Raw genomic sequence first — 26,291 nt, 5'->3', positions numbered from 1 at the left:
TGGGAGCGGGATTTGACTTATTGAGGGTGTGCGAGGCCCGGCCAGCGTCGAATTTCTCGACGTCGCCAGGACAACGGTGCGGTGCGTCAGGTTGCGGTGGTGACCCTGTTCCGCGCGAGGAGCCGAGTGACTGACTTGAACTGGAACTGCTGGACCAGGACGGCGGCGACGATGATGCCGCCCTTGACCATGTTCTGCGCCTCGATGGAGAGGCCGTTGATGGCGAAGAGGTTCGTGATGGTGGCGAAGATGATGACGCCGAGCAGCGAGCCGACGATCGTGCCCCGGCCGCCGCTGAGCAGCGTCCCGCCGATGATCGCCGCGGCGATCGCGTCCAACTCGTACAGGTTGGCCATCGCCGCCTGCGCCGAGGTCGCCTGCGAGGTGAGCATGATGGCGGCGATGCCGCAGCAGAGACCGGAGAGCGCGTAGAGCAGCATGGTGTGCCGCCGGACGTTGATGCCGGCCAACCGCGCCGCCTCCGGGTTACCGCCGACGGCGATGGTCCGCCGGCCGAAGGTCGTGCGGTTGAGCACGACCCAACCGGCCAGCACGACCGCGCCGAGGATGTAGACGAGGATCGGGATCCCGATCACCTTGCGCGCCGCGATGTCGTTGATGAAGGTGCTGCTCGACACCTGGGTCTGCTTGTTGGAGATCGACGCCGCGAGCCCACGCGCGGCCACCAGCATCGCGAGCGTCGCGATGAAGGGGACCAGCCGCCCGTACGAGATGAGCACACCGTTGACCAGGCCGACGCAGATGCCGACCGCGAGGGCGGCGAAGATCATGCCGCCGGCGCCGTAGCTCTGGGTGGCCACCGTGGTGCACCAGACCCCGGCCAGCGCGACGATCGCGCCTACCGACAGGTCGATGCCACCACCGATGATCACGAATGTCATCCCGACCGTGACCACGCCGACGACCGAGGCCAGTTGAAGGATGGCCAGGACGTTGTTCCAGACCCAGTTCGGGTCGCCGTACAGGTCGGGCTTGGTGACCGCGCCGACCACGATGAGCGCGGCGAGCACCCCGATCAGACCGAGGTTGCGCTTGGCGCCGTCGCCACCGTCACCCCGCCACCAGGAGAGCTTGCCCCCGGATCCTGCCTTGTTATGGGCCACCGCCGTCTCCGCCGGGTCCACCGGCGGCGACTGCGCCGGAAGCTGCGGGCGCTCCGGTGTCGCGGTGGGAGTGGGAGTCGCGTCGCTCATGCCGGTGCGCCTTCCATCAAGGACCCCGCCATCACGAGGTCAAGCACAGTGTTCTCGTCGAGTTCGCCGGCCGCGGCTTCGCGGACGACCCGCCCTTCCCGCATCACCAGCACCCGGTCGGCCAGACCCAGCACCTCGGGCACCTCGCTGGAGACCAGCAGCACCCCCACGCCCTGAGCGGCCAATGCCCGGATGACCTGGTAGAGCTCGGCCCGGGCGCCCACGTCCACGCCCCGGGTCGGCTCGTCGAGAAGCAGCAACTTGGTGCCGCCGAGCAGCCAACGCCCGACCACCACCTTCTGCTGGTTGCCGCCGGACAGCGTGCGTACCGGCCGGTCGACGTCCCGGGGCCGCAGCTCCAGGGTCTCCGCGATCCGGTCCGCCTCGGCGCGTTCCTTGCTGGCGTTGGTGAAGCCGAGCCGCGCGTACCGACCGAAGGTGGCCAGCGTGACGTTGCGGTAGATCGGCTCGCCGAGCAGCAGCGCCTGGCTCTTGCGTTCCTCCGGGGCCATCCCCATGCCGGCGCGAACCGCCGCGCCGACGCCGGGACGCAGGGCCTTTCCGTCCATCCGCACCGTGCCGGCCTCCGGGAGGCGGGCACCGTAGATCGTCTCCAGCAGTTCGGAACGACCGGAGCCGACCAGCCCGGCGATGCCCACGATCTCTCCGGCACGCACGCTCAGGGAGACGTCGGCGAACTCGCCCGTACGGGTCAACCCCTCCACCTGGAGCAGGTCGGCGCCCGCGGAGTCGTCGGCCGGCCGGTCCGGGAAGACGTACTCGATGGTGCGGCCGGTCATCCGGCTCACCAGGTCGCGGGTCGGGGTGTCGCGCGCCGGCAGGTTCGCCGCCGTGGTCCGGCCGTCCTTGAGTACGGTGACCCGGTCGCCGATCTCGCGGATCTCCTCCAACCGGTGGGAGATGTAGATGACGGCGATGCCCTGCGCGGTCAGCTCACGGATTATCCGGAACAGGTTGCCGACCTCGTCGTGGGCCAGCACCGCGCTCGGCTCGTCCATGATGATCAGTCGGGCCTCGTGCGACAGCGCACGCGCCATGCTGACGATCTGCTTGCCCGCCGCCGGCAGTGACCGGACCATCCGCCCCGGCGGAATCTCACCGTGGCCGAGCCGGCTGAGGATCTGCCGGGTGTGCCGGGCCATCCGGCCGCGCCGGACGAACCCGAAGCTGCGGTACTCGTGCCCGAGGAACGCGTTCTCCGCGACCGACAGATCCTCGACGAGGTCGAGCTCCTGGTAGATCGTGGCGATGCCGGCCTTCATGGCGGCCTGCGGGTTGGTGAACGTGGCCGGCTCACCCCGCCACTCCACCTGCCCGGAATCCGGTTGGTGCACCCCGGCGAGCACCTTGATGAGGGTGGACTTACCGGCGCCGTTCTGCCCGAGCAGGCAGTGCACCTCGCCGGCACGCACCTCCAGCTGCACGCCGTCGAGCGCGCGTACGCCGGGGAAGGTCTTCACCACATCGGTGAGGCGCAGGACCACCTCGCCCGCGACGGTGTCGGCGGGAGCCTCGACCAGCGGCGCCTCGGCGACGGCCTCGGCCGACGCGGTGGCGGGGTCATCCTCGGGCAGAGCCACAGTCTCCTCCTCGCTCACGACGGAATCTCGAACAGCTTCATGCGGCTTCCCCGAAGGCGACGTCGCTCGCGAGCACCGCCGCGCCGGTGACACCGGCACGGCCGCCCAGCTCGGACAGGACGACGGGAAGGTTGCCGGTGGCCAGCGGCAGTGACCGGCGGTAGACCACACTGCGGATCTCGGCGAGCAGGATGTGGCCCAGCTGGGCCAGCCCACCGCCGATCACGATCATCGACGGGTTGGTGAAGCTGACCAGGCCGGCGAGCACGCCGCCGACCCGCCGTCCGCCGTCCCGGATCAGCTGGATGCAGGTCACGTCGCCCTCGACGGCGCCCTCGGCGACGTCCAGCGCGGTCACCACACCGCGCAGGGCCAGCCGCTCGGCCAGCGCCGGAGACGTCCCACTGCGGGCGGCGGCAGCGGCGTCCTTGGCCAGCGCGGCACCGCTGAACAGCGCCTCCAGGCAGCCGACGTTGCCGCAGGAACACATCGGACCGTGCGAGTCGACCTGGATGTGGCCGATGTCGCCGGCACAGCCGTCGGTGCCCCGGTAGACCTCGCCGGTGAGGTAGATGCCGCACCCGATGCCGGTGCCGATCTTCACGAAGAGGAAGTCGTCCACCGAGTGGGCCACCCCGCCGTGCCGCTCGCCGATCGCCATGATGTTGACGTCGTTGTCGACCACCGCCGGGCAGCCGTGCTCCCGGCTGAGCAGCTCACGCACCGGGTACCGGTCCCAGCCCGGCATGATCGGTGGTGAGACCGGAACGCCGTCGCGGAAGCTGACCGGGCCGGGCACGCCGATGCCGACCGCGTCCAGTCGCTCGTAGGCGCCGTCGACCCGGGCCTTGTGCAGCAGCTCGTTGACCCGTTGCAGGGTCACCTTCGGGCCGTTGCGGATGTCGGCTGCCTCGGCGTAGTGGGCCACCGGTTCGAGGCGGCCGTTGACCACCTCGACGTCCATCGAACTGGCACCGAGGTCGACGGCGGCGAAGCGGAGCTTCGGGTTCAGCTCGACGAGCGTCGAGCGACGCCCACCTCGGGATGCGGCGAGCCCGGCTTCGGCGACGTAACCCAGTGTCACCAGGCGATCCAGCTCGGCGAGCATGCGCGGACGCGGCATCTGGAGTCGGTCGCCCAGCTCGGCCCGGGACACGGCGCCCTCGTCGCGGAGCAACCGCAAAAGTCGCACGTGTAGGGGGTCGACGGTGCGCACCCGGGGCCCCCTCTTCATTGGCAGCGTTCACATCGACGCAATGCCGATGTGTTGTGTCCGACACAGTAAGAGCGTTCTACGCCGCCTGTCCAGAGCTTCAACCGTTTTGCGACCAACTTTTGTCCGAAAGAACAAAAGCTACTAGTCGATCAAGGAAAGGATCACGGACCGCCCATGGCCCCTCGCCCCCAGTTCCATCGACGGACACGCAAACGCCCCGCCAGCCGATCCTCGGTGGCGGGGCGTTTGGCGCGGGACCGTCAGCGGCGACCCCCGGCGTTGCGCTTCTTCTTGAGCTTGCGGTCGTCGCGCAGCTCGACGTACGGCTCGTCGTCCACCGCGTGGCCGGCCGAGATGGCGCGACCGCGCTCCAACTCCGCGTCGAACTCCGCCCCCAGCAGGATCGCGATGTTGCTCAGCCAGAGCCAGACCAAGAAGATGATCACCCCGGCCAGCGTCCCGTACGTCTTGTTGTACGAACCGAAGTTGCTCACGTAGAAGGCGAACAGGCCGGAGATCACCAGCCAGATCACCACGGCCAGCACCCCGCCCGGGCTGACCCAGCGGAAGCCGCCGTGCCGCGCGTTCGGTGAGGCCCAGTAGAGGATCGCGAACATCAGGCTGACCAGGACCAGCAGCACCGGCCACTTGGCGATGTCCCACACCGCGACCGCCGTCGAGCCGAGCCCGATCACGTCACCAACCGATTCGGCGAGGCGGCCGGTGAAGACCACGATCACCGCGCTGGCCAGCAACAGCACCCCGATCACCGCGGTGACGCCGAGTCGGATCGGCAGGGTCTTCCAGATCGGCCGGCCCTCCGGCACGTCGTAGATGGTGTTGGAAGCGCGCATGAACGCGCCGATGTAGCCGGAAGCCGACCAGAACGCCGCCACCAGACCGATGATCGCGGCGAGGCTGGCCAGGCCACCGTTCTTGTCCGCGGTGCCGATCGCCTCGGTGATGATCTGCCGGATGCTGTCGTTCGGCACCGCCTGGTTGACGGTGTCCTTGACGCCCTCCGTGGCGCTCTCGCCGAGCAGGCCGAGCAGGGAGATCAGCACCAGCACGCCGGGGAAGATGGACAGCACCCCGTAGTAGGTGAGTGCCGCCGCCCAGTCGGTCAGGCTGTCGTCCTGGAATTCGCTTATCGTCCGGCGCAACGCCGCCTTCCACCCACTGCCGGGCAGGTCGGTGGGGCTGTCCGGGCCCGCGTCGGGCCCGACCGGCGTGGTGGCGGGATCACGCTCACGCTGGGCGGAAGACTCGTCCGAGGCCATCGCCCCTCCTCCTGGTCGGCGGTGTCACCTCCGGACATGCCCCGTCGACGGGCGCGGGTAACCCCTACTTGTAGAGCAACCTCGCCATTCGGCGGGAAGCCACCAGCAGGCCGACCGCCACCATCGCCAGCAGGTAGAGCACGTCGAGCAGCCAGAGCCAGCCACCGCCGCCCAGCGCGACGCCACGGATCAGGTGCACCGACCGGTACAGCGGGGTGACCTCCACGAGCCAGTGCAGCACTGTCGGATAGGCCTGCGCCGGCACGAAGGTGCCCGAGAAGAGAAAGAGCGTGAACTGTGCGGAGCCCATCAGGTCGAAGTCCTGCCAGCTGCGCATGAAGGTGGAGATCGCCATGCCGAGCGCCCCGAAGGCGAACCCGACCAGCACCGCGGCCGGAAGGGCGGTCAACGCGCGGGTGACGCTGGTCAAGTCCAGCGCGACCATCACCCCGAGAAACGCCGCCGAGTAGGCGCTGCCCCGCAGCATGGCCCAACCCAACTCGCCCAGGGCGATCTCGAACGGCCGTACCGGGGTGGCGATCATCCCGTCGTACAGCTTCATGTACTTCATCTTGCCGAAGAAGTTGAATGTGGTCTCCGCGAGCGCCCCGGTCATCGCCGAGGAGGCCAGCATCGCCGGGGCCACGAACTCGGCGTACGAGACCAGCCGCCCGTCGGGCAGCGGCAGGTCACCGACCAGCGCGCCGACACCCACCCCGATGGACAGCAGGTAGAGCAGCGGCTCCACGAAACCGGAGAGCAGCAGCAGCCAGTAGACCGACTTCAGCGCCGCGACGTTGCGCTCGACCACCGACGCCGAACGCCGGGACGCGGCGGAGACGTCGACCAGTCGGGGCAGGATCAGCGTGACCACGACACCCTCTCTGCTTGCTCTTCAGACGACGAGTTGCTGTTCAGGTTCGTCAGACGACGAGCTTGCGCCGGAACGCGCGCACCGCCAGCAACCAGCCGGCGACCGCCCAGGCGGCCAGGTAGAGCAGGTGCCCGGCGATCGACCACTGTGGGGCGACGCCGAGCGTGGCCGCGCGGCACAGGTCCACGGCGTGCCACAACGGCGTCGCGTACGCCAGCCAGCGCAGCGCCTCGGGTAACGACTCGACCGGGAAGAACACCCCGGCGAAGAGCGTCATCGGGATGACCGCGAACCGGAACAGCATCGCGAGCCAACTGTCGCTCGACACCGACGCGGCGTACGCGAAGGTCGGCGCGGCGACGGCCAGCCCGAGCAACGCCACCACCGGCAGGGTGGCCACCGCCCACGGCGACCGCAACGCCCCGAAAAGCCCGGTGACCAGCAGGAACGCCGCAATCGTGGTGAGCACCCGGAACAGCACGAAGGCCAGGTGCCCGGCCACGATGTCACCCACCCGCAGCGGCGACGCGCCCTGCGCGAAGTAGGTCTTGACCCACTGGAAGTTGCTGAACACCGGCCAGGTCGAGTCTCCGACTGTCACCTGGAGCGCGGTCGAGGCGATCAGCCCGGGGACCAGCCAGTCGAGGTAACGCACCCCGCCGACGCCTTGGTCGATGTAGGCGCCGACGCCCAGCCCGAAGCCGAGCACGGTGAGCACCGGCAGCAGGAACGAGGAGAACACCCCGGCCCGCCAGGTGCGCCGCAGACCCACCAGGTAGTGCTCGAACACCGCGTACGCCGGCACCCATGGGAACCGCGCCGACCTCGTCACACTCACCCGACCACCCCGCCCGCCGCGTCGGCCACCACGACCTGTCTACCCCCGGGGTACGACAGACCGCCGGTCACCCTACGACGACCCGGCCGACGTGTCGCCCGGGTTTCCCCGCGTCGCCCGGTCACGGCGTCGCCCAGTCGCGGCGTCAACCTTGATCGACTCGGCTTCCTGAAAGTCGCGGTGTCAACGCCACCGCGATGCCGCGACTTCCTGAAAGCCGAGTGGATCTAGGTGACGTGGCCGCTAGCTACCGGCCAACGGTGTCGGACCCGACGAACGCGCGCCACGCGTCGGGCGGGAAGACCAACACCGGACCGACCGGGTCCTTGGAGTCGCGGACGGCCACCAGCCCGGGCAGGTTGGCGGCGACCTCGACACAGGCACCACCGCTGCCGTTGCTGCGGGTGCTCTTGCGCCAGCGGGCGCCGGTCAGCTCCATGTCTCCGCCACTTCCGTGATCAGGTCGAGGGACTGCTGCTGCGATAGTGCCTCACCCCGGATCGACTCCCACACCTCGACCATCTGCCGGACGTACTCGGCGCGGTCGATCACCTGCCCGTGGCGCTGCCCGTCCAGGTAGACGACGTCCTCACCGGTGGCGGTGGTGGCGATCACGAAGGGACCATCGAGCCCAGCGTACGCACCGGCGGACAGCGGCACGACCTGGATTCGGACCCGCGGCAGGGCCGAGCCGAGCTTCACCAGGTGACGCAACTGCTCGCGCATCACCTCCGGCCCGCCGATGTGGCGGCGCAACGCGTACTCGTCGACGACCACGCTGAGCAGCGGCGGCCGGTCCCGGGTGAGCACGTCCTGCCGATCGAGCCGGGCGGTCACCTGCTGCTCGACCTCGTCCGCCGCGAAGAGCCCGGCACCGGCCAGGATGGCGCGGGCGTACCCCTCGGTCTGCACCAGGCCCGGCACGTAGAGCGGCTCGAACCACCGCAGCGCGGTGGTCTCCTGCTCGACGCCGGCCCAGTCGCGGAACCACGGCACCACGGCCTCCCGGCTGATCCGCCGCTGGATGCGTTCGAACCGGCCGTCGGCCCCGAACACGGCGTCACACCGGCGCGCGAAGTCCAGACTCGGCCGGCGCTCGGATGTCTCCACCTTGGCGACCAGCGCCCCGGAATAGCTCAACGCCTCGGCCAGCGCGGTCTGCGACATCCCGCTGGTGGCCCGGGCCAGCCGCAGCTCCTCGGCGAAGTGCTCCAGCATGGACGAACTCTCCACGGACAACCTCCGTACATTCCCGTACCGCGCCGGGCCGACCGCCGTACGCGCTGGTCGTCGGCGTGCGGAACCTCCCACCGTAGTCGGATGCTCACCAGACTGTCACGCAGCGGAACCGCTCACAGGATCAGACGGCGGGCGGAACCAGGCCGGGAGCGCCCCGTGACCCCCCGATCCGGGGCGCTCCCCACCCACCCGATGGAGGTTCCCTCGTGCGGCTCACCTGGTCGGCTCGTGACGGTGGCGGGCACTGATGCCCCGGTACCGCCCACACGTGGCGGCCCGCCCGTCCTGGCGCTGCCGGACCTGCGGCGCGGCGTGGCCCTGCTCGCCGGCCCGACTGGCGTTGCTCGGCGAGTACCGCGAGAACCGGATCGGCCTGCTCATCTACCTCGCCACGTTGCTGTACGAGGCGACTGGGGACCTCGCCGGCCAGGCCGGTCAGGACCGTCTGACCGACCGATTCATCACCTGGGCCCGCGCCCGTTGAACGGCGATTCGTTGGCAGCAGGTCAGGCCGGTCGGTAACCGCGGACCAGCGCCTGCACGGCGTAACCGAGCAGCACCAATCCCGCGCCGACGCCGACCACCAGACCGGCGGAGACCCCCGAGGCGAGACCGGTGACGAGCCCCAGCGCCGCCACCAGGCACAGCGCGACACCGAGCGGGCGAAGCAGCGGATCCCGCAGGAGCGGGGCGAGCGGGAAGAAGTGCAGACCGACCACCAGGCAGACCAGCACCGGAACGTACTCGGACCAGCCGGCGGCGACCAGCACGGCCGCACCCAGCCCGGCGGCCGCGAACTCGGCCACGACGATGAGCACGTACGGGCGGTCGGCGGCCCGGTCCCGACGGCTGCCGGCACCCCGCAGTCGGGCGAACAGCACGCCACCCAGCACGGCGGTGAGCAGTGCGACGAGGCTGCCCACCACGAGCAGGGCACGCAGCGGTTGCTCCGCCGCCGGCACACTGAACCAGACCATCGCGAAGATGCCCAGGTAGAGGGCGGTGAGCCCGGCCTGACGTCGGTTGGCGGTCACCAGATCGGACATGAAACCCCCCGTGGTCGGAAGCCGACTCGGTGAGTTCACTGATTCGGCTCGGCGATGTTACGCCCAAGATCAAAGACAGTCGAGCGGTGATCGGGGGCGGTCAGTCGACCAGGGTGCGGCCGGTCAGGTGCAGGAAGACGTCCTCCAGGCCGCTGCGCCGGACCAGCACGTTCGCCGGCTGGAGCCCCAACGCGGTGACCTCGGCGACCGCCGCGTCGCCGTCCGGCACGTAGAGCAGGACCCGGTCGGGCAACACCTCGACCCGCTCCCCCAGCCCGTCGAGCTTGCCGGCGAACGGCTCCTGCGACTCGGCGGCGAAGCGCAGCTCGACCACCTCACGGGTCGAGTGCTGCTCGATCAACGCCCGGGGTGAGCCCTCCGCGACGATCCGGCCGCCGTCCATCACCACCAGGCGGTCGCAGAGCTGCTCGGCTTCGTCCATGTAGTGCGTGGTGAGCACCAGCGTGACGCCCTGCTGCTTGAGCCGGAACAGCCGCTCCCACACCAGGTGCCGGGCCTGCGGGTCGAGCCCGGTGGTCGGCTCGTCGAGCAGCACGATCTCCGGATCGTTGACAAGCGCGCGGGCGATGGTCAGCCGACGCTTCATGCCACCGGACAGCGGCTCGACCTTGCTGTCGGCCCGCTCGGTCAACTGGACGAAGTCGAGCAGCTCGGCGGCGCGCTCCCGGGCCGCCCGCCGGGAGATGCCGAAGTAGCGGGCGTAGACGGTCAGGTTTTCCCGGACGGTCAGCTCCGGATCGAGATTGTCCAGCTGGGGGCACACCCCGAGGCGCGCCCGGATCGCCGGCCCGTCAGCCACCGGATCCATGTCGAGGATGCGCAGCTCACCTCCGCTGGGTGGGGAGATGCAGCCGACCATCCGCATGGTGGACGACTTGCCCGCGCCGTTGGGCCCGAGGAATCCGAACGCCTCACCCGGGCGCACCTCGACGTCGATGCCGTCCACGGCGGTGAAATCGCCGAACCGCTTCACCAGCCCGCGAGCCTGAATAAGTGGTCGCCCCGAAGTCACCGCCCGACCCTAACCGCCCGGTCCGACAGCCCTCCACGCAAATATCCGCCGACGACCAGCCGGTCACCCCGGTGTCCGTACCACCGGCGGCGAAACGCCGATCGATGCCCCACCCGTCAGCCAATCGACGTGTATCGTCCTTTTGTGTCGCCCATCAGCTCGCCCGATGGTTCGCCGTTACCTGCCCGACCAGCCAACTCTCCCGTTGATGGGCCCGCAGCGAGCCCCGGCGGCGGGCCACCCCGACCACGACCGGAAGCCGAGCCGACGGAGCCCGGTGAACGCGACGGCACCCACCCGCCCAACCCCACCACCCTCGCGACCGAGCCCGACCCAAGCAAGGCCCACCCGAGCGAGCCCGACCCGAGCGAGCCGAGCGTGGCCGAGCGGGCGACCCGGGACCTGGCCGCCCAGTTCGAGGACGAGAAGCCGGGACGGGTGCTCTCCGGGCCGGCGGGGCTGCTCCTCACCGCGGCGGCGCTGGCGGTCGGCGCTCTCGCCCTGTGGCAGGTGTTCCGCCCGCTGTCGCAGGGCAGCAAGTATTACCTGATCATCTTCCTGGCCGGCGTACTCCCGTTGGTCTTCCTCGCCTACCCGGCCGACCTGCGGCTGCCGACCCGCCTACGCGCCCGGCGACGACCGGCCTCGGCGCGGCCCACCGTGACCGACTGGGTTCTGGTCGTCCTGGCGGTCGCGGCCTGTCTCTATCCCGTCCTGCCGATCCGGATCGGCAGCGGTGGCGGCGGCTACAACGCGTTCCTCGACCGGCAGGGCCTGCTGGCACCGACGGATCTGGTGCTGGGCACCGTCCTGCTGCTCCTGCTGCTCGAAGCCTGCCGACGCACCACCGGTTGGATCCTGCCCGCGGTCTGCCTGCTGTTCCTCGGCTACGGCTACTACGGCGGGTTGCTGCCGCAGTCCTGGCCGGTCGCGCACGCCGGGCTCGACTTCAGTCAACTTGTCGACGCGTTCTACAACTCCGACAGCGGCTTCTACGGCACGCCACTCGACGTGGCCGCCTCGTACATCGTGCTGTTCACCATCTACGGCGCGGTGCTGGAGCTGTCCGGGGCCGGTCGGTTCTTCGTCGAGCTGTCGGCCGCGGCGTTCCGGCGCTCGCGTACCGCCGCCGGGCGGACGGCGGTGGCCTCGGGCTTCCTGCTCGGCACCGTCTCCGGTTCCGGCGCGGCGACGACGGTGAGCATCGGCGCGGTCACCTGGCCGCTGCTGCGTCGCGCCGGCTACCCGCCGGAGCGGGCCGGCGGCATGTTGGCCGCGGCCGGGGTGGGCGCGATCCTCTCCCCGCCCACCCTGGGTGCGGCGGCGTTCATCATCGCCGAGTACCTGGGCGTCTCGTACCTCCAGGTGTTGGGCTGGGCAACCGTGCCAACGGTGCTCTACTACCTCGGCATCCTGCTCGCCGTGGAGATCGACGCCCGCCGCTCCGGGGTACGCCCGGTGGTGATCGACGTCGGCTCGCCCTGGCGGCTGCTGGCCCGGTTCGGCTACCACTTCGCCTCGCTGATCGCCATCATCGTGTTCCTGGCGGTCGGCGTGTCCGCGACGAGGGCTGTCGTCTTCGCCATTCTGCTCACGGTCGCGCTGTCGTTCCTGGACCGTACCCACCGGCTCACCCCGGCCAGGCTGGTGACCGCGCTCGTCACCGGCGTACGCGGAGTCCTCGCCGTCACCGCGGTCTGCGCCGCCGCCGGCATCATCACGGCGACCACCACGAAGACCGGCCTCGGGCCGCAGGCGGCGGCGCTGCTGATCGGCGGGGCGCAGGCGGCCACCTCGGACCCGACGCTGGTGCTGGTGCTCACCGCGCTGCTCGCCGCCGTCGCGCTCACCCTGCTGGGCCTGGCCGTGCCGGTCACCGCGTCGTTCGTGATCGGTTGGGTGATCGTCGGTCCGGCCCTGCTCGACCTGGGCGTCACCGCACCGGCGGCGGCGATGTTCGTCTTCTACTTCGCGGTGCTGTCCGAGGTGTCCCCACCGACCGCGCTCGCCGCGGTGGCCGCCGCCGCGGTCACCGGCGGCCGGTTGGTGCCGACCATGTGGCAGACCCTGCGGTACGCGCTGCCGGCGTACCTGATCCCTATCGCGTTCGTCATCACGCCGGCCGGCCTCGGCCTGCTCGGCATCGGTGGCATCCAGCGGATCGCCTTCGCCGCCGTGGTCACCGCGCTCAGCGTGGCGGTGCTCGCCGTCGCCGCCGGTGGCTGGCTGCCCGGCGTGGGCCCGGCCGGCGCCCCGGAACGGGTGCTGGGCGCCCTCGCCGGCGTCACCCTGCTCTGGCTCGAACCCGTGCCGGTCACGGTCGGCGCGGCGCTGGCCGCCGTCGCGGCGGCGGGTGTGTTCATCCGACGCGCCGGCCGGTCATCGTCCGGATCACCAGCCAACCCTGTGGAGGAACAACTGTGAGACGAATCGACGTACGGCTCGCGGCGGGCCTGAGCGTGCTCGCCCTCGTCACGGGTTGTGGAGGTCAGCAGGGCGGCGCGGCCACTGACGACACGGCCAGCGAGGTCACCTGCGAGGTGACCAAGGAGACCCGCGTCGGCATCGCCACCGGCAACGCGACAGGCGTCTACTACGTGGTCGGCAACGCCCTGGCCGGGCAGTTGTCCGGGACGACCGGCGGCAAGCTCACCGGCACCGCCGCCGAGACCGGCGCCTCGGTGCAGAACGTCGAGCAACTGGTCGGTGGCCAGTACGACGTGGCGTTCTCGCTCTTCGACACGGCGGTCAACGCGGTGCAGGGCAAGGGCAGCTTCACCGCGCCGCAGCCGGTGGAGGCGCTGGCCCGCATCTACGACAACTACACGCAGGTGGTGGTCCGCAACGACTCCGGGATCACCTCGGTGGCCGACATGCGGGGCAAGCGGATCTCCACCGGCTCACCGAAGTCCGGCACCGAGGTGATCGCCAACCGGCTGTTGGAGGCCGCCGGTCTCGACCCGGCCAAGGACATCCGGGCGCAGCGACTGGACCTGACCAAGACGGTCGAGGGGATCAAGGACGGCAGCGTCGACGGCTTCTTCTGGTCCGGTGGCCTGCCCACCGGGGGCCTCACCGACCTGTTCACCACGGCCGGCGACTCGGTGAAGTTCGTCGACATCTCGCCGTTGCTGCCGAAGATGACCGCGTTGAGCCCCGCCTACCAGGCCGGGACGATCGGCCGGGACGCGTACCGGACGGCGACCGACACCCCGACCATCGTCGTACCCAACGTGTTGTTGGTCCGCAAAAACCTGGACGCCAACGTCGCCTGCGCGATCACCCGGACGGTCTTCGACAAGCGGGACACGCTGGCCCAGGCGAACCCCGCGGCCCGGGGCATCTCGCTGGAGACCGCCCGCAAGACCGACCCGGTGCCGCTGCACCGCGGCGCCGAGAAGGCGCTGAAGGACCTCGGCGCGAACTGACCCGGCCAGTCAGACGTCGGCCGGCGCGGTGGCGGCGCGGGCCACGCCGACCAGCCGGTCGGTCTCGGCGAGCAGGGCCTCGTCGTCCGCCGGAGTGCCGGGGTCGAGTCGGACCGTCCAGGTCAGACCGTCGACCCCGGCCACGCGCCGGGCCGCGACCCGCGCCGCGCCGCCGGGCACCGGCTGGTGCTCGGTGTACGCGACCGAGCGGGTCACCCGGGCCCGCACCTGGTGCGGCAACTCGCCCGGGTCGAGCAGCAGGTACGTCTCGGCTGGACCGTCGGCGACCACCGTGTAGCCGTCCCGCTCGACGAGCTGCTCGGCGGGGGTGACGGTTAGCTCCCGGCCGGACCAGACCGCCTTGAGGATGGTGTGCCAGCCGAGCCGGTGCCCTCGACCGGGCAGCCACAACCCCAGGTTGGTGGCGACCACCACCCCGTCGCCCTCGCCGTTGCCGGCGGCGGCCCAGGCCAACACCCGCTCGTCAGCGGTCAGCGGCGGCCGGTCGGCCGGCGGCAGCTTCGGCTTACGGCTGAACAGTCCCATCTAGAGGCCTCCCGCGGCCTGCTCGCGCAGCGCCCGGGCGTGCTGCTCCAGGGACAGCAGCTCACCGAAGGCGGCGAAGTACTCGTCCTTGTTGTTGACCGGGTTGATCCGCTGGATGCGTGACTTGAGGTCCCGGACCCGGGCGGTCACCGACCCGAACTGCACCCGGGCCATGGTGATCCCCACGTAGCGTGGGTCCGGTTCGCCGTCGATCCGCAGTGGTTCGACGGCCAGCTCACCGACCAGCGCCGCGGCCGCCAGGTCGTCGCACGCGTCGCGGACCGACTCGATCCAGACCGCGCCGCCGGTCGCCGACGCGGCCCCACCGGCCGCCGCGATGGCCGTGCGCACCGCGACGTGCACCGGGTGCCGGTATTCGGTGGCCTCGACCGCGTCGAACATCGGCCCGGCCAGGACGGGTTGCTGGAGGGCGAGTTTGAGCGCCTCCCGTTCGACCATCGACTGCGGGCTGTCCACCGCCGGCTCGGGGCGGGCCGAGGTCGGCCGGGCGGCGGGGGCGGCGTCGCGGGCGCCGGTTGGGGCGGTGTTGCCGGCGGCGAGCACCGCCCGCTGCACTGGCTCGATCTCCATGCCGAGGTCCATGGCGAGCTTGCGGACGTACTCGGGGCGCTTTTCCCGGTCCTTGAGTCGCGCGACCAGCGGCGCGGCGTGCCGCATCGCCTCGACCCGGCCGTCGACGGTGTCCAGGTCGAAGCGGCTGATCACGTGTCGCAGCGCGAAGTCGACGAGCGGCTCGCGGCGGGCGACCAGGTCACGCACCGCCAGGTCACCCTTGGCCAGCCGCAGGTCGCACGGGTCCATGTTGTCCGGGCTGACCGCGATGAACGTGCGCCCGACGAAGCGCTGGTCGTCCTCGAAGGCGCGCAGCGCGGCCTTCTGCCCGGCGGCGTCGCCGTCGAAGGTGAAGATGATCTCGCCGGCCACCTCGTCGCTGTCGAACAGGAGCCGACGCAGGACCGAGATGTGGTCCGCGGCGAAGGCGGTGCCGCAGGTCGCCACCGCCGTGGTGACCCCGGCGAGGTGGCAGGCCATCACGTCGGTGTAACCCTCGACGATCACCGCCCGACCCTGCTTGGCGATCTCCCGTTTGGCCTGGTCGATGCCGTAGAGCACGTGCGACTTCTTGTAGATCGGCGTCTCGGGGGTGTTCAGGTACTTCGGGCCGTCGTCGTCGTCGAAGAGCTTGCGCGCGCCGAAGCCGATCACGTCGCCGGCGAGGTCGCGGATGGGCCAGAGCAGCCGACGGCGGAACCTGTCGATCAGGGTGCCGGAGCGGGACTCCCGGGACAGCCCGGCGGTGACCAGCTCCTGGTGGGTGAAGCCCTGCTGGCGCAGGTGCTTGGTGAGCAGGTCCCAGCCCTCGGGCGCGAAACCACAGCCGTAGCGCTCGGCGGCGGCCCGGTCGAAGCCCCGGCGGGCCAGGAACTCCCGTGCCGGCCGGGCGCCGGCGGTGCTGAGCTGCGCGCGGTAGAACTCGACGGCTGCGGCGTGCGCGGCGACCAGGCGCTGCCGCTGACCCTGCTGCGGGCGGGGGCGCGGTGTGCCCTTGTCGTCCTCGATGTAGCGCAGTTGGATGCCGGCGCGGCCGGCCAGCCGCTCGACGGACTCCACGAAGCTGAGGTGGTCGGCGTCCATCAGGAACTTGATCGCGTCCCCGCCGGCCCCGCAGCCGAAGCAGTACCAGACGTTGCGGGCCGGGGACACGTTGAACGACGGGCTCTTCTCGTCGTGGAACGGGCACAGACCCTTGAGGTTGCCGCCGCCGGCGGACTTCAGGGTGACCGTCTCGGAGATCACATCCCCGATCGAGGTGCGTTCCCGGACCAGTGCGATGTCCTCGTCCCGGATCCGCCCAGCCATGCGCCACCCCCTCGCCGTACATCCTGCCCTGCCGGACCGACGACACGCCGGCCGGGGGACGCCGGTGTGGCGGCGGCCGCTGCGGGCTGGGCGGTTCCGGCCCGCAGGCCGGGTCCGCGCGGGGACCATGACCAGATGCGCAGGGTACGGACCGGCCTCCCCCGCCTGCCCAGATGGCTGGCCGGTCGGATCGGGCTGAGCGGACAGGCCCCGCCAGCGGACGAGGCCGGACACCGCCACGCCACCTGGTTGGAGCTCTTCCTCGACCTCATCTTCGTGTACGCGCTGGCGGCGGTGGTGGCCCGGCTGGGCGTCGACCCGACCCCGTCCCCACACTCCGTGGTGGCCGTGATCGGGCTGTTCGTGGTGATCCAGTGGGCCTGGGTGGGTCAGGTCTTCTACGACACCCGGTTCGACCCGGACGACGCGCTGCACCGGGTGCTGGTGCTCTTCGCGCTGGTCGGCGCGGGGGCGATGACGCTCGGCGTCGACGAGGTGCCGGAGAGCGTGCTTCTGCCGGTCGGGTACCTGATCGTGCGGGGGGTGCTGCTCCTGCTGTACCTGCGCGCCCGGCCGACCAGCTCGATGGCCCGCCTGGTGACGACGATCTACCTGATCGGCTTCGGGACGGGCTGGCTGATCTGGCTGGTTTCGCTGACCGTGCCCACCCGGCAGCGCCCGGTGCTGTGGGTGGTCGCGATGGTCATCGAACTGGCCACGCCCTGGGTCGGTGCGCGCTGGCTCAACCGCTGGCCGGTGGACAACCGGCACCTGCCGGAACGGATCGGGCAATTCACGATCATCGTGCTGGGTAGCGCCCTGGCCAGCCTGCTCTTCGCGGTGCCCGACCACCCACCGCCCCACATGATCCTCACCGCCGGGTTGGCCTTCCTGATCCCGGCGGCCGTCTGGTGGGTCTACACCACCTTCGTCACCACCCGACTGACCCAGAGTCATCTGCGGGGCGGGCAGGCGTACAGCTACCTGCACATTCCGCTCGGCGGTGCACTGTTGCTGCTCGGTTGGGCGCTCGGGCAGGTGGTCCGGTTGGTCGACGCCGACGCGCCGCGACTGCCGTTGGAGCTGCGGCTGCTGCTGGCCGCCTCGATGGTGATCTGGACGGTGTGCGGCCTGGCCCTGTACTGGCTGTGGACCCGACCGAGTCTCGCCCGGCTGGCGATCGCCGTCTACGGGGTGGTTTCGGTCAGCGTGATCACCGGGACGGTGCACGAGCCGAGGCTGATGCTGTCCCTGCTCGCCGTGGCGATCGTCGGATACGCCGTGCTGCTCAGCCGTCGACTCGCCAGGGCCGGCGAGTCGAACCGGACGCCCGAGGGGTGAGCGGCGCTCAGGCCGCCGCGGCAGGCGCCGGGTTGCCTGTCTCCTCGGCCGCCACCTGCTGGTTCCAGTCGGCCTTGGTGGAGCGCCAACCCTCGTCGTCCATGCCACGCCGCCAGTAGCCGGAGATGGAGAGCTGCCCGAGCGGTATGCCCCGCTCGCCGCGCAGCAGCCGGCGCAGGTCCCGGACGAACGCGGCCTCGCCGTGCACGAACGCGTGCACCTTGCCGGCCGGGAACTCCAACGCCCGCACCGCCTCGACCAGCGCCTCGCCCACCGGGCGGTCGCCGCGATGCAGCCAGGTCACCTCGACCGCCCCGGGGCTGAGCAGCTTCTGCTCCTCGGCCGGGTCGGCGATCTCCACGAAGACGTGGGCCGGGGCGCCCAGCGGTAGGCGCTCGCACGCGGCGGCGATCGCCGGTAGGGCGCTCTCGTCACCGACCAGCAGGTGCCAGTCCGCGTCCGGGTTCGGGGCGTACGCCCCGCCGGGGCCGACGAAGTGCACCGGGTCACCGGGGCGCAGCGCGGCGGCCCACGGGCCGGCCAACCCCTCGTCGCCGTGGTGCACCACGTCGACGGTCAACTCTCCGGCCAGCGGGTCCCAGCGCCGCACCGTGTACGCGCGCAGCCGGGGCCACTGCTCCCGGGGCAGGTCGCGGCGGATCGCGGCGAGGTCCAACGGCTGCGGGTACGCGACACCCGGCTGCGGGAACACCACCTTGATGTAGTGGTCGGTGAACTCGCCCACCGGCAGGCCAACCAGTTCGTCCCCACCGAGGACGAGCCGGATCAGGTGCGGGGTGGGCCGCTCGGTGCGCAGCACCCGGGCCGAGGTGACGTTCCTGGGGCGTTCCGTCATGTCAGTTAGGTTAGCCTAAGCTGGCTCGTGGCCGGTCGGCGGTGTGCCTCCGCCAACCAGCCGGGTGTGCCAGGTCACCGCCGCCGGGTCGGTGAGCGAGGCGACCTGGTCGATCACGACGCGCAGTCTGGCCGTGTCGTCCGGGGCGGCCCGCCACAGCGGGCCGAAGATCGGGTCGAGCCCCTCCGGGGCACGCCGGACCAGCGCGGCGACCAGCTCCGCCAGCATCGTCCGCTGCCGCTCGTATCGGCCCCGGAAGCCACTGCGACGCATCACGTAACGCAGCGCGATGCCCTTGAGTAGGGCGCACTGCGCCCGGACCAGGCGAGGCACCACCAGGTCGGCGGCGTAGCGGCGGTGCGGGCCCGGCCCGAAGCGCTCCTCCGTGGCCGCCACCGCCGCGGACACGAACAGCCCGGTCACCCCGCTGGTGGTGGCCTTCAGCGCGACCTGCGCGCGATGGCTGCCGTCGTACCCGGCGAACGGGGCGAGCAGCGGACCGGCCAACAGGTCGACGAGCACCTCGGTCAGGTCCGCCGCGGACTCGCCGGAGTAGGCGGCGGCCACGTCGGCGCAGAGCGCGGCGCGCTCGTCGGCGTCGGTGAGCAGCGGGCGCAACGTGACGTAGCCGCCGTGGATGCCGTCCTCCACGTCGTGCACCGAGTACGCGACGTCGTCCGCCCAGTCCATCACCTGGGCCTCCAGGCAGCGCCGGTCGCCGGGCGCGCCGGCCCGGATCCAGTCGAAGACGGCCAGGTCGTCGGCGTACACCCCGAACTTGCGCTCCCCCGGCCGGCGCGGCCACGGGTACTTGCCGATCGCGTCCAGCGACGCCCGGGTCAGGTTCAGCCCGGCGGACGAGCCGTCCGGAGCGAGCACCTTCGCCTCCAGGCGGGTCAACACCCGCAGGGTCTGCGCGTTGCCCTCGAAGCCACCGCACGGCGTGGCGAGCAGGTCCAGCGCAGCCTCGCCGTTGTGCCCGAACGGCGGGTGCCCGAGGTCGTGCGCGAGCCCCGCGACGTCCACCACATCCGGGTCGCAGCCCAGCCGAGCACCCATCTCCCGAGCGATCTGCGCGACCTCCAGCGAGTGGGTCAGCCGCGTACGCAGGAAGTCGTCCGTGCCGGCGGTGTGCACCTGGGTCTTGGTGGCCAGCCGGCGAAACGCCGCCGAGTGCAGCACCCGGGCCCGGTCGCGCTCGTACGGCGACCGGCGGTGCCCGGTGTCCTTGGGCGGCTCCTCGACCAACCGCGCGTCCGCCGCCCCCGGCTTACTTTTCACGCAGGACGCAGAACTCGTTGCCTTCCGGATCACTCAGCACCGTCCACTCGACGTCGCCCTGACCGATGTCGACGTGCCGGGCGCCCATGTCGACCAGGCGCTCGACCTCGGCCTCCTGGTTGGCGGGGCGCAGGTCGAGGTGCAGTCGGTTCTTGCGCTCCTTGCCCTCGGGCACCGGGCCGAAGAACAGGGCGGGCAACTGGTCCGGGGACTGGCGGATCTCCACGCCGCTCGGAGTCTCGGTGACGACCTGATAGCCGAGCGCCTCGGCCCACCAACGGGCCAGTCGGGCCGGATCGCGGGCGTCCACAGTCAGGCTCTCCCAGACACTGGTCATGCAGTCACCTCTTCCCGTTCGACGCGGCGCCCAATCGGCCGTGTGCGAGCGAGCCAAGATTACGCCCGCCCCCGTTGCTCGACCCGCTCACGACGCATCGACGAAGGGCACACAACCACCGATTGGCTCGCAGTTGCCGACCGATCGCCGAGGGTTACGGGCTCGCGGCCGGAAGTGGCCAGCGGTAGCGTTCCCAGCGCGGAACGTGACCAGCCGACCGATACGCAGAGCCAACCGGTGAGGGGTAACGCTCGTGGACGCAGACACGGTGATGGGAACGGAGCTACGCGGGCTGCGCCAGCGGCGACCCGACATCGCCGGGACGGTACTGGCGGGCACCGACGGCCTGCTCATCTCCAGCGACCTTCCGAGCACCGACGCCACCCATCTCGCCGCGCTCGCCGCCGCGAGTTTCGGGCTCGGTCACCGGGTGGCCGACACCGTCCGGCGGGGTGAGTTCCGGGAGTCAGTGGTGTCCACCACCGCCGGCTGCGTGGTGACCTACCCGGCCGGGCGCAGCGCCCTGCTGACCCTCGTCACCGTGTCGACGGCCGGGGACCTGGAGGCGCTGCACGAGGAGGCGCGGGCGGTGGCCCGTCGGGCGGGCTCGTTCCTGGACGTTCGCGGCGGAGGCATCGGCGCTACCTCGGTGCCGGACGCGCACGCCCCGCTTGCCACGCGTACCCCGATGGCAACGCTGCCGGCGCAGTTGCGCCGCTCGTCCCGACCCACCTGGCGTCGCCCGCCGATCTGAGCGCCGGCGGCGACCCGGGTGACCAGGCCGCCGCCGACGTGCGTCAGCGGCTGTCCGACCCGCCGCTCTCCACGACCGCCCGACCGGCCTCCAGCCGGGCCACCGGCACCCGGAACGGCGAGCAGGACACGTAGTCCAAGCCGACCTCGTGGAAGAAGTGCACCGAGTCCGGGTCGCCGCCGTGCTCACCGCAGATGCCGAGCTTCAGCCCGGGGCGGGCGGCCCGGCCCTCCTCGGCGGCGATCCGCACCAGCCGGCCGACGCCGTCACGGTCGATCGACTCGAACGGCGAGATGCCGAAGATGCCCAGCTCCAGGTAGCGCCAGAAGAACGCTCCCTCGACGTCGTCGCGGGAGAAGCCCCAGCCCATCTGGGTCAGGTCGTTGGTGCCGAAGGAGAAGAACTCGGCTGCCTCGGCGATCTGCCCGGCGGTCAGCGCCGCCCGGGGCACCTCGATCATGGTGCCGATCAGCACCTCGACGCCGCTGTCCCCGACCACCTCGGCAATGATCTTCTCGGCCTCGGCGCGAACCGTCTCCAGCTCCTGCACCGCCCCGACCAGCGGCACCATGATCTCCGGCTTGGCCACGCCGCCGTTACGGGCGCAACTGACCGCCGCCTCGGCGATGGCCCGGACCTGCATCGCGAACAGGCCGGGGATGACCAGGCCGAGGCGTACGCCGCGCAGCCCGAGCATCGGGTTCTCCTCGTGCATCCGCCGGACGGCGGCGAGCAGCGCCTCCTCCTTGGCCACGTCCTCGCCGCGTTCCTGGGCGACCGCCACGTTGACGGCGAGCTGCTCCAACGGCGGCAGGAACTCGTGCAACGGTGGGTCGATGAGTCGGACGGTGACCGGCAGGCCGTCCATCTCCCGGAAGATCTCCTCGAAGTCGGCCCGTTGCAACGGCAGCAGCGCCGCCAGCGCCGCCTCCCGCTCACCCGGGGCCCGGGCCAGGATCAGCCGCTCGACCAGCTCCCGCCGATCGCCGAGGAACATGTGCTCGGTGCGGCACAGCCCGATGCCCTCGGCGCCGAAGCGCCGGGCCCGGGCCGCGTCCGCGCCGGTGTCGGCGTTCGTGCGGACCGCGAGCCGCCGCTTCCCGTCGGCGTGCGTCATGATCCGGTGTACGGCCCGGACCAGCGCGTTGTCGATGTGCTCGGGGTCGAGGCTGCCCTCGAAGTACTGCACGACCTCCGATGGCATGACCGGTACCTCGCCGAGGTAGACCTTGCCGGTGGTGCCGTCGATGGACACGACGTCGCCCTCGTTGACGGTCCGCCCGGCCACGGTGAACCGCTTCGCCGGCACGTTCACCTCGATCTCGTCGGCTCCGGAGACGCAGGTCTTGCCCATGCCCCGGGCCACCACCGCGGCGTGGCTGGTCTTGCCGCCGCGCGAGGTGAGGATGCCCTGCGCGGCGATCATGCCGTTCAGGTCGTCCGGGTTGGTCTCCCGGCGCACCAGGATGACCGACTTCCCCTCGGCGGCCAGCTCGACGGCCCGGGCGGAGGTGAAGACCACAGTGCCGGACGCCGCGCCGGGCGAGGCACCGATGCCCTTGGCGACCGGCTGGAACTCGTGGTCGAGCTGGAAACGCGGGAACATCAGCTGGGCCAGTTGCGCGCCGTTGACCCGGTGCAGCGCCTCGTCCAGGTCGATCAGACCCTCGTCGACGAGTTGCCCGGCGATGACGAACGCGGCGGCGGCGGTGCGCTTGCCGACCCGGGTCTGCAACATCCACAGCTTGCCGCGCTCGATGGTGAACTCGATGTCGCACAGGTCCTTGTAGTGCTCCTCCAGCCGGGCCATGATGCCGAGCAGCTCGTCGTAGGAGGACTTGTCGAGCTGCTCCAACTCCTGCAACGGCACGGTGTTGCGGATGCCGGCGACCACGTCCTCACCCTGGGCGTTGGCCAGGTAGTCGCCGTAGATGCCCTGCGCGCCGCTGCCCGGGTCGCGGGTGAACGCGACGCCGGTGCCGGAGTCGGGCCCGAGGTTGCCGAAGACCATGGTCACCACGTTGACCGCGGTGCCGAGGTCGGCCGGGATCCGCTCCTGGCGGCGGTAGAGCACCGCGCGCTCGGCGTTCCACGACTCGAAGACCGCGCGGATGGCCAGGTCGAGCTGTTCGCGCGGCTGCTGCGGGAACTCCCGGCCGGTGTGCTTCAAGAAGATCTTCTTGTACGCGTCGACAAGCCCGCGCAGGTCGTCGGCGTCCAGATCCAGGTCGTTGTGGGTGCCCTTGGCGTGCTTGGCCTCGTCGAGCGCGTGCTCGAACTCCTCACCCGGCACGTCGCAGACGGTCTTGCCGAACATCTGGATGAGTCGCCGGTAGGAGTCCCAGGCGAACCTGTCTGCGCCGCCGGAGGCGGCCTGGCCAGCCGAGCCTCCCGCCTGTCGTGCTAGTCCTTCCACGCTCTGGTCGTTGAGGCCGACGTTGAGGACGGTCTCCATCATGCCGGGCATGGAGAACTTGGCACCGGAGCGGACGGACACCAGCAGTGGGTCCTGCGGGTCCCCGAGACGCTTGCCCATCGCGCGCTCCAGCGCTTCCAGGTGCGACTCGATCTGCCCGGCGAGCCCATCCGGCTCCCGTCCCGTCGCGAGGTACGCCTGGCAGGCCTCGGTGGTGATGGTGAAGCCGGGTGGGACGGGCAGGCCCAGGTTGGTCATCTCGGCGAGATTTGCCCCCTTGCCGCCGAGCAGTTCCTTGAGGTCCTTGTTGCCTTCGGAGAAGTCGTAGACGTACTTGTGATCGACGGTCTCTTGCGCTGCCACCAGAGCCTCCACAACACACGCGCCGGATTGACACTTAACGAAGGTTCAGTTTTCTTCTTCCCCGGGACGGACCGCCGGTAATCCCGGGGTCAACGCCGATCGGTGGGCGAAGGTTAAGCGAACATCGAGTGACCTGGGACCGTTCGGTGACAATTGGCACAGCCATCACGACTATCCGTGTTCGTACCGGTTTTTGGGAACGCTTCCATGCGCACCATCACGCATCCCGGCCGAGCGTCGTACGCTTGACGCCACGCCAGCCGGTGAACCTCACTTTTGCCATAACCGACGCGAATACACCCCCCGGAGTCGCCGCCGTGTCGACCATCCCCTCCCCCGGCCCCACCGCCGTCCCCGCGCCGCTGCCGGCGGGGGAACCGGACGCGGCCACGCTGGCGCGCGCGGCCGAGCAGACCGCGGGCTCGCTGCTCGCCCCGGCGGCCCCGCACCGGCTGGCCGACGTCGTCCCCGCCCCGCGGCAGGTCCAGCCGGACCCGGCCGCCGACTGGGTCCTCCCGGCCGAAGCGGTCATCGTGGCCAGCGCCGACCCCGCCGCGCTGGCGGTCGCCGAGCAGCTCGCCCAGCTCCTGCGTCCGGCCACCGGCTACCCGCTGCCGGTGACCGACGCCACCACGCCGGAACCCGCGGCTGGCATCGCGCTGGTGCTGGACGACGGCGCCGACCTCGGAGCGGAGGGCTACCGGCTCGACACCACCACCGACGGGGTACGCGTCACCGCCACCACCGCCGCCGGCCTCTTCTACGGCGTACAGACGCTGCGCCAGCTACTACCAGCGTCGATCGAGAACCCCACCCCGGTCACCGAACGCTGGGCGCTGCCCGGCGGCACCATCACCGACGCACCCCGCTTCCCCTACCGGGGCGCGATGCTCGACGTCGCGCGGCACTTCTTCGCCGTCGAGGACGTGCTGCGGGTGATCGACCACCTGGCCCGCTACAAGCTCAACCACCTGCACCTGCACCTGCACCTCACCGACGACCAGGGTTGGCGGATCACCGTCGACTCCTGGCCGAAGCTGACCGCCGTCGGCGGCACGACCGAGGTCGGCGGCGGCCCCGGCGGGCACTACACGAAGGCCGACTACGCGCGGATCGTCTCCTACGCCGCCGACCGCCACATCACCGTCGTACCGGAGATCGACCTCCCGGGGCACACGAACTCGGCGTTGGTCGCGTACCCGGAGCTGGCACCCGACAAGATCGCACCACCGCCGTACACCGGCACCGAGGTCGGCTTCAGCTACGTCGACCCGGCCGACGAGCGGACGTACGACTTCGTCGCAGACGTGCTGGGCGAGGTCGCCGCGCTCACCCCCGGCCCCTGGCTGCACATCGGCGGCGACGAGGCGTTCAAGGTGAAGGGCGAGGTCTACACCGGTTTCGTCGAGCGGGTCCAGCGCATCGTGGCCGACCTCGGCAAGACCGTCGTCGGCTGGCACCAGCTCGCACCCGCCGCCCACCTCGACGGGCGAGTCCTGCAGTGGTGGGGCACGAACGGCGAAGACGACCCCACCACCGTCGACGCCGTACGCCGCGGCGCCCGGCTGATCCTCTCCCCCGGAAACCACGCCTACCTGGACATGAAGTACGCCCCGGACACCCCGATCGGGCACGACTGGGCCGGCCTCATCGACGTACGAAAGGCCTACGACTGGGATCCGGGTACGCACGTCGCCGGCGTACCCGCCGAGGCCGTGCTCGGTGTGGAGGCCCCGCTCTGGACCGAATCGGTCACCTCGCTGGCCGACATCGAGCTCCTGCTCCTGCCCCGCCTCCCGGCCATCGCCGAGTTGGGCTGGTCACCCCGGGCAAGCCACGACTGGGCCGCCTTCCGCGACCGCCTGGCCGGCCAGGGCCCGCGCTGGACGACAGCCGGGATCACCTTCCACCGCGCGCCCGAGATCCCCTGGCCGACCACGCCAACCATTCCGACACAGCGCAACGTGCCCCAACCCGACACCGCCACCCCCTGACCCCCGACTCGGACCGGCCCACCCGGCGCTCAGCCGACCATTCACGCCGGCTGTCCTCGCTTGTCCCTTGAGTGGGCGGTCGCGCCCCATGATCGTGCTAGATCCTGGATGTAGTGGCCTCGCAGCGTCGGGAGGGGCCTGCTTCCTGGATCGAGCACGATCTTGCGGGGCGCGGTCGAGCATGATCCACTCGGCTTTCATGATGTCGGGGTATCCCCGGCACCCGGACACCGCGTTTTCCGTGAACCCGAGTCGATCACGCCGTCGTGGCCGGCCTGTCCGGTTTTCCGGCTGGGCGGGGTGGGCGGGTTGTCGGGTTTGACCCCGGGTGTCGGGTGGTCGGGGCCACCCCGGCGGCGGAATCGGGGGCCGGCCGGGGTCGTTATACCTGGCATGCCACCGCGACTCTCGGGTCGTGGGGCGCGGCAGCCGCCAGGGAACATCCGGCAGGTCGCCCCGGTTACATCCCCCGCACGGCCGAGCACCACAACGGCCAACCCCGCACGGCCCAGCAGCACAGCCGGCCGGCGGGTAGGCGGAATGACCCGCCACCGCGGACCGTTACACCCTGTCCCGACGCCGACCCCCATTGCGGGTCGCCGGGCAAGAACATCCCCTCGAACTTTCCCGCACGACCACACCCCCAGGTGTGTGGTGTGGGCACCCCCGATGCAGAGGAGCACGCCATCATGCGTACCGATCTGATCCGTAAGACCGCCCTGACCGCCGCGGGCCTCGCCTTCACCGGCGGCG

General features: G+C 71.0%; 21 protein-coding genes and 1 pseudogene. 6 read left to right on the top strand and 16 right to left on the bottom strand.

Annotation, left to right across the window (positions count from 1 at the left end):
* Positions 1 to 86: 86 nt before the first annotated feature.
* From ACIBD9_RS09970 to ACIBD9_RS09935, 8 genes are all read right to left on the bottom strand, one after another.
* Positions 87 to 1,214, bottom strand: a complete 1,128-nt coding sequence (locus ACIBD9_RS09970; protein WP_366631372.1) for an ABC transporter permease — start codon at positions 1,212 to 1,214, stop codon at positions 87 to 89.
* Positions 1,211 to 2,719 carry a sugar ABC transporter ATP-binding protein gene (locus ACIBD9_RS09965; RefSeq protein ID WP_396716683.1) on the bottom strand — a complete coding sequence of 503 codons (1,509 nt, stop codon included), beginning with the start codon at positions 2,717 to 2,719 and terminating at the stop codon, positions 1,211 to 1,213. The genes ACIBD9_RS09970 and ACIBD9_RS09965 overlap by 4 nt, the downstream gene beginning before the upstream one ends.
* 133 nt (positions 2,720 to 2,852) lie before the next feature.
* Complete coding sequence (locus tag ACIBD9_RS09960; protein WP_238661839.1) at positions 2,853 to 4,031, bottom strand: ROK family protein; 1,179 nt, start codon at positions 4,029 to 4,031, stop codon at positions 2,853 to 2,855.
* A 260-nt stretch (positions 4,032 to 4,291) separates the two neighbouring features.
* Complete coding sequence (locus tag ACIBD9_RS09955) at positions 4,292 to 5,311, bottom strand: YihY/virulence factor BrkB family protein (RefSeq protein ID WP_396716246.1); 1,020 nt, start codon at positions 5,309 to 5,311, stop codon at positions 4,292 to 4,294.
* 64 nt (positions 5,312 to 5,375) lie between these two features.
* Positions 5,376 to 6,185, bottom strand: a complete 810-nt coding sequence (locus ACIBD9_RS09950) for an ABC transporter permease (protein ID WP_387172055.1) — start codon at positions 6,183 to 6,185, stop codon at positions 5,376 to 5,378.
* A gap of 49 nt (positions 6,186 to 6,234) precedes the next feature.
* Positions 6,235 to 7,023, bottom strand: a complete 789-nt coding sequence (locus ACIBD9_RS09945) for an ABC transporter permease (protein WP_396716244.1) — start codon at positions 7,021 to 7,023, stop codon at positions 6,235 to 6,237.
* A 247-nt stretch (positions 7,024 to 7,270) separates the two neighbouring features.
* Positions 7,271 to 7,462 carry a DUF397 domain-containing protein gene (locus ACIBD9_RS09940; RefSeq protein ID WP_396716242.1) on the bottom strand — a complete coding sequence of 64 codons (192 nt, stop codon included), beginning with the start codon at positions 7,460 to 7,462 and terminating at the stop codon, positions 7,271 to 7,273.
* Positions 7,453 to 8,256, bottom strand: coding sequence for a Scr1 family TA system antitoxin-like transcriptional regulator (locus ACIBD9_RS09935; protein ID WP_396716239.1), 804 nt, complete (start codon positions 8,254 to 8,256; stop codon positions 7,453 to 7,455). Before ACIBD9_RS09935 ends, ACIBD9_RS09940 begins: the two co-directional genes overlap by 10 nt.
* Positions 8,257 to 8,509: 253 nt before the next feature.
* Between ACIBD9_RS09935 and ACIBD9_RS09930 the strand changes: the two genes are divergently transcribed.
* Positions 8,510 to 8,746, top strand: coding sequence for a flavin reductase (locus tag ACIBD9_RS09930; RefSeq protein ID WP_396716237.1), 237 nt, complete (start codon positions 8,510 to 8,512; stop codon positions 8,744 to 8,746).
* A 22-nt stretch (positions 8,747 to 8,768) separates the two neighbouring features.
* On the opposite strand, the gene ACIBD9_RS09925 is transcribed toward ACIBD9_RS09930, so the two are convergent.
* Positions 8,769 to 9,308 (bottom strand): hypothetical protein, encoded by a 540-nt coding sequence (locus tag ACIBD9_RS09925; protein WP_396716235.1) that lies wholly within the window; start codon positions 9,306 to 9,308, stop codon positions 8,769 to 8,771.
* 100 nt (positions 9,309 to 9,408) lie between these two features.
* A complete protein-coding gene (locus tag ACIBD9_RS09920) occupies positions 9,409 to 10,341 on the bottom strand; it encodes an ABC transporter ATP-binding protein (RefSeq protein ID WP_091408968.1) in 933 nt (310 codons plus the stop codon).
* 378 nt (positions 10,342 to 10,719) lie between these two features.
* Between ACIBD9_RS09920 and ACIBD9_RS09915 the strand changes: the two genes are divergently transcribed.
* Both ACIBD9_RS09915 and ACIBD9_RS09910 read left to right on the top strand, forming a co-directional pair.
* Positions 10,720 to 12,765 carry a TRAP transporter permease gene (locus ACIBD9_RS09915; RefSeq protein ID WP_396716233.1) on the top strand — a complete coding sequence of 682 codons (2,046 nt, stop codon included), beginning with the start codon at positions 10,720 to 10,722 and terminating at the stop codon, positions 12,763 to 12,765.
* A complete protein-coding gene (locus tag ACIBD9_RS09910) occupies positions 12,762 to 13,769 on the top strand; it encodes a TAXI family TRAP transporter solute-binding subunit (RefSeq protein ID WP_396716231.1) in 1,008 nt (335 codons plus the stop codon). Before ACIBD9_RS09915 ends, ACIBD9_RS09910 begins: the two co-directional genes overlap by 4 nt.
* 9 nt (positions 13,770 to 13,778) lie before the next feature.
* Here the strand turns inward: ACIBD9_RS09910 and ACIBD9_RS09905 are convergent, their stop codons facing one another.
* Positions 13,779 to 14,315: a hypothetical protein gene (locus ACIBD9_RS09905; RefSeq protein WP_396716229.1), complete on the bottom strand. Its 537-nt coding sequence runs from the start codon at positions 14,313 to 14,315 to the stop codon at positions 13,779 to 13,781.
* Positions 14,316 to 16,218 (bottom strand): annotated as a pseudogene (gene dnaG, locus ACIBD9_RS09900) (DNA primase).
* A 113-nt stretch (positions 16,219 to 16,331) separates the two neighbouring features.
* Between dnaG and ACIBD9_RS09895 the strand changes: the two are divergent.
* Positions 16,332 to 17,537: a low temperature requirement protein A gene (locus ACIBD9_RS09895; protein WP_396716227.1), complete on the top strand. Its 1,206-nt coding sequence runs from the start codon at positions 16,332 to 16,334 to the stop codon at positions 17,535 to 17,537.
* Between the two features lie 7 nt (positions 17,538 to 17,544).
* Here ACIBD9_RS09895 and ACIBD9_RS09890 read toward each other — a convergent pair whose 3' ends face one another.
* The 3 genes from ACIBD9_RS09890 to ACIBD9_RS09880 are packed head-to-tail and all read right to left on the bottom strand — an operon-like array spanning position 17,545 to position 20,011.
* Positions 17,545 to 18,393, bottom strand: coding sequence for a siderophore-interacting protein (locus ACIBD9_RS09890; protein WP_396716225.1), 849 nt, complete (start codon positions 18,391 to 18,393; stop codon positions 17,545 to 17,547).
* A gap of 15 nt (positions 18,394 to 18,408) precedes the next feature.
* Positions 18,409 to 19,674 carry a deoxyguanosinetriphosphate triphosphohydrolase gene (locus ACIBD9_RS09885; RefSeq protein ID WP_396716223.1) on the bottom strand — a complete coding sequence of 422 codons (1,266 nt, stop codon included), beginning with the start codon at positions 19,672 to 19,674 and terminating at the stop codon, positions 18,409 to 18,411.
* The gene (locus tag ACIBD9_RS09880) at positions 19,664 to 20,011 is read right to left on the bottom strand and encodes a VOC family protein (RefSeq protein WP_396716221.1); all 348 of its coding nucleotides are present in this window, start codon (positions 20,009 to 20,011) and stop codon (positions 19,664 to 19,666) included. The genes ACIBD9_RS09885 and ACIBD9_RS09880 overlap by 11 nt, the downstream gene beginning before the upstream one ends.
* 253 nt (positions 20,012 to 20,264) lie before the next feature.
* Between ACIBD9_RS09880 and ACIBD9_RS09875 the strand changes: the two genes are divergently transcribed.
* The gene (locus ACIBD9_RS09875; protein WP_396716219.1) at positions 20,265 to 20,765 is read left to right on the top strand and encodes a roadblock/LC7 domain-containing protein; all 501 of its coding nucleotides are present in this window, start codon (positions 20,265 to 20,267) and stop codon (positions 20,763 to 20,765) included.
* Between the two features lie 43 nt (positions 20,766 to 20,808).
* Here ACIBD9_RS09875 and ppdK read toward each other — a convergent pair whose 3' ends face one another.
* On the bottom strand, positions 20,809 to 23,544 hold the full coding sequence (ppdK, locus tag ACIBD9_RS09870; protein ID WP_396716217.1) for a pyruvate, phosphate dikinase: 2,736 nt from the start codon (positions 23,542 to 23,544) through the stop codon (positions 20,809 to 20,811).
* A gap of 317 nt (positions 23,545 to 23,861) precedes the next feature.
* Between ppdK and ACIBD9_RS09865 the strand changes: the two genes are divergently transcribed.
* Positions 23,862 to 25,538: a beta-N-acetylhexosaminidase gene (locus tag ACIBD9_RS09865; protein WP_396716215.1), complete on the top strand. Its 1,677-nt coding sequence runs from the start codon at positions 23,862 to 23,864 to the stop codon at positions 25,536 to 25,538.
* Positions 25,539 to 26,291 lie beyond the last annotated feature (753 nt).

It is taken from the genome of Micromonospora sp. NPDC050784 (genome assembly GCF_044456765.1).
In the GTDB taxonomy this organism is placed as follows: Bacteria; Actinomycetota; Actinomycetes; order Mycobacteriales; family Micromonosporaceae; genus Micromonospora; species Micromonospora foliorum.
The sequence above is the reverse complement of the archived record's forward strand: the minus strand, read 5'-3'. Positions and strand labels throughout refer to the sequence as shown.